This is a genomic window from Spirillospora sp. NPDC046719, assembly GCF_040645715.1.
In the GTDB taxonomy this organism is placed as follows: Bacteria; Actinomycetota; Actinomycetes; order Streptosporangiales; family Streptosporangiaceae; genus Spirillospora.
The window spans coordinates 1-3,368 of the sequence record NZ_JBEYYT010000698.1 but is presented as its reverse complement, the minus strand read 5'-3'; the positions used below and the strand labels follow the sequence as shown (position 1 = coordinate 3,368).

3 protein-coding genes are annotated in these 3,368 nt (G+C 73.8%); all 3 read left to right on the top strand.

Annotation, left to right across the window (positions count from 1 at the left end):
- Nucleotides 1-204 (top strand): hypothetical protein (locus ABZ914_RS48825; protein WP_500201433.1); only part of this gene is annotated, 204 nt, incomplete at its 5' end.
- Between the two features lie 138 nt (nucleotides 205-342).
- Complete coding sequence (locus tag ABZ914_RS48820) at nucleotides 343-1,167, top strand: SCO6745 family protein (protein ID WP_500201432.1); 825 nt, start codon at nucleotides 343-345, stop codon at nucleotides 1,165-1,167.
- A 126-nt stretch (nucleotides 1,168-1,293) separates the two neighbouring features.
- Nucleotides 1,294-3,324: an elongation factor G gene (gene fusA, locus ABZ914_RS48815; RefSeq protein WP_500201431.1), complete on the top strand. Its 2,031-nt coding sequence runs from the start codon at nucleotides 1,294-1,296 to the stop codon at nucleotides 3,322-3,324.
- The last annotated feature ends 44 nt before the right edge of the window (nucleotides 3,325-3,368 follow it).

The following is a 3,368-nucleotide window of genomic DNA, read 5'->3' as shown; positions in this document are numbered from 1 at the left end:
TCGCCGGATCCGGCGCCGTCCGCCGCCGGGGGCGCCGGGGGCGCCGGGGCGGCGCCCGCCGTGCCCATGGCCGCCGTGCTCAGGACCGCCGTGTTGACGACGGCCGCGCTCAGGGCCGCCGCGACGGCCACCGTCCGCTTCCTCACCACCGGTACCACCCTCCTCTGCGGTGACAGCCTGATGATCATGACGCGGGAAGGGTGAACCGCCGGTGCTGACGGTGCGAACTTTCGTCAACGATCTTCCTGGTCGCGGGGTGCGCCGGGGGACGCGGGGGGATTGACGGGCGCCGGAAACTAGAATTACGTTCGAATTCCTACTGGTCGGTACGGAGGACGGACGATGCGGGCAGCGCGCGAGGCTTGGCGCCGGCTGGAACCGGTGCACGGCATGATCTACTTCGTGCCGGAGGGACCCGAGCGCTACGCCGCGCTGGGCCTGGACGGCGCCGCCGGCTACTTCGCCTCCCGGTCCGCCGCCTTCGGTCGCGCGTCCGCCGAGGTCGTCATCGCGACCTTCTACAACTTCCACCCCGGGCTGGTCCGCGCCGCCCTGCCCGCCGCCTGGGAGAAGGCGACCCCCGAGCAGGTGCTCGCCGCCCGGCTGGACGCGGCCGGCACCGCGCTGCGCCGCGCCGGCATCCACCGCGTCGACGGCCTCGACGAGATCCTCGGCCTCGCCACCCGCGCCGCCGAGGCCGCCTGCGACCACCTGCACGGCCGCCCCCTGTTCGCCGCGCACGCCGCCCTGCCCTGGCCGGACGAGCCGATCGACCGGCTCTGGCACGCCCAGACCCTGCTCCGCGAGTTCCGCGGCGACGGGCACGTGGCCGCCCTGACGGACGCGGGCGTCGCGCCGCTCGAAGCGCTCGTCCTGCACGCCGCCACCGGCACCATTCCGACGCCGTTCCTCAAGGCCACCCGCTCGTGGCCCGCCGACGAATGGGCCGCGACGGAGGAGGCGCTGCGCGCCCGCGGCCTCCTCGACGGCGACGAGCTCTCGGTCGAGGGAAAGGCGTTCCGGCAGCGGATCGAGGACCGCACCGACGAACTCGCGCTGCCCGCCTACGCCGCCCTCGGCGAGGACGGCTGCGAACGCCTCGCCGACCTGGCCCGCCCCTTCGGCCGCGCCGTCGTCTCCGCGGGGCTGCTCAACCCCGCGGGCTGACCGCTCCCGGGCCCGGAGAACGCCGGAAAACCTTTGGCGCCGATTCCGGGCCCGCGGTTATCGTCGCGGGGCCGCGGAACATTTCCGCGTCCCCACCGGCGAGAGCCAGAAAAGGAGTGATTCCCGATGACCGCGACCTTCCTTGACCTGACGACCGTTCGCAACATCGGGATCATGGCGCACATCGACGCCGGCAAGACCACCACCGCCGAGCGGATCCTCTACTTCACCGGCGTCTCGCACCGCATCGGGGAAGTGCACGACGGGAATACCGCGCTGGATTGGACGGACCAGGAACGCGCGCGCGGAATCACCATCACGTCCGCCGCGACGACCTGCCATTGGCGCGGGCACACGATCAACCTGATCGACACGCCCGGCCACGTCGACTTCACCATCGAGGTCGAACGGTGCCTGCGCGTCCTCGACGGCGCCGTCGCCGTGTTCGACGGCGTCGCCGGCGTCGAGCCGCAGTCGGAGACCGTGTGGCGGCAGGCCGACCGGTACGGCGTCCCGCGCGTCTGCTTCGTCAACAAGCTCGACCGCGCGGGCGCCGACCTGCACCGCTGCGTCGACATGATCGCCGACCGGCTGGGCGCGGTGCCGCTCGTCCTGCAGCTGCCGATCGGCGCCGAGTCCGGCTTCACCGGCGTCGTCGACCTGGTGGAGGAGCGCGCGCTCGTCTGGTCCGGCGACGGCGAACCGGACGTCCGGCCCGTCCCGCCCGAGCTCGCGGCGGACGCGCGGCGCGCGCGGGCACGGCTCGTCGAGACGCTCGCCGAGCATGACGAGACGATCATGGAGCTCTACGTGGCGGGCGCCGAACCGGCCGCCGAGCGGCTGCACGAGGCGATCCGGCGGCTGACCGTCACGTCCGCCGCCACCCCGGTGCTGTGCGGCAGCGCGTACCGGAACAAGGGCGTCCAGCCGCTGCTGGACGCGATCGCGCGGTACCTGCCCTCGCCGCTGGACGTCGCGGGCGGCCCGCACGCCGCGTCCGACCGCGCACCGCTGTCCGCCCTCGCCTTCAAGATCATGACCGACCGGCACCTCGGCCGGCTCACCTTCGTCCGGATCTACTCCGGCCGCATGGAGGCCGGCACGCCGGTGCTGAACGCCGTCACCGGCGGAAGGGAGCGGATCGGCAAGATCTACCGCGTCCACGCGAACAGCCGCGAGGAGATCGGGTCGGCGGGCGCGGGCGACATCGTCGCGGTCATGGGCCTGAAGCGGACCACGACCGGCGAGACGCTCTGCGACCCGGCGCACCCCGTCGTGCTGGAGTCCATGGACTTCCCCGCACCGGTCATCGAGGTCGCCATCGAGCCCCGCGCGCGGGGCGACCACGAGCGGCTGGCCGCCGCCGTCCAGCGGCTCGCGGAGGAGGACCCGTCCTTCCAGGTGCACGCCGACGCCGAGACCGGCCAGACCGTCATCGGCGGGATGGGGGAGCTCCACCTCGAGGTCCTCGTCGCCCGCCTGCGGGACGAGCACGGTGTCGACGCCGCGGTCGGCCGGCCGCGCGTCGCCTACCGGGAGACGGTTCGCCGGGCCGCCTCGAAGGTCGAGGTGACCCACAGGAAGCAGAACGGCGGAAAGGGGCAGTTCGCGAAGGTCCAGCTCTCCATCGAGCCGATCGAGGGGCATTACGAGTTCGTCAACCGGGTGACCGGCGGGCGCGTTCCGCGGCATTTCGTGCCGTCCGTGGACGACGGCTGCCAGGAGGCCATGCGGACCGGCCCGCTCGCCGGCTTCCCGATGACGGGCGTGCGCGTCACCCTGCTCGACGGCGACCACCACCCGGTCGACTCGTCCGAGCTCGCCTTCACGATCGCCGGTTCGCTGGCCTTCAAGGAGGCGGTCCGCCGCGCGTCGCCCGTGCTGCTCGAACCCGTGATGGCCGTCGAGGTCACCACGCCCGCCGAGCACATGGGCGCGGTCATCGGCGACCTCAACGCGCGCCGCGGCCGCGTCGAGGGCACCCGGTCGCGGGGCGGCGCCGAGGTCGTCCGCGCCCTCGTCCCGCTGGCGGAGATGTTCGGCTACGTCGGGCACCTGCGCGGCGCCACCTCGGGCCGCGCGGTCCACTCGATGCAGTTCGACTCGTACGCCGAGGTCCCGCCCGCCGTGGCGGCCAAGGTGACCGCGACCGCCTGACCCTCCCGGGCGCACGGGGGCCGCCCGGGCGGGCGGGGGGGGTG

Coding starts and splice junctions, on each gene's coding strand:
- ABZ914_RS48820 (WP_500201432.1), top strand. CDS start 343: ATGCGGGCAGCGCGCGAGGCTTGGCGCCGGCTGGAACCGGTGCACGGC.
- fusA (WP_500201431.1), top strand. CDS start 1,294: ATGACCGCGACCTTCCTTGACCTGACGACCGTTCGCAACATCGGGATC.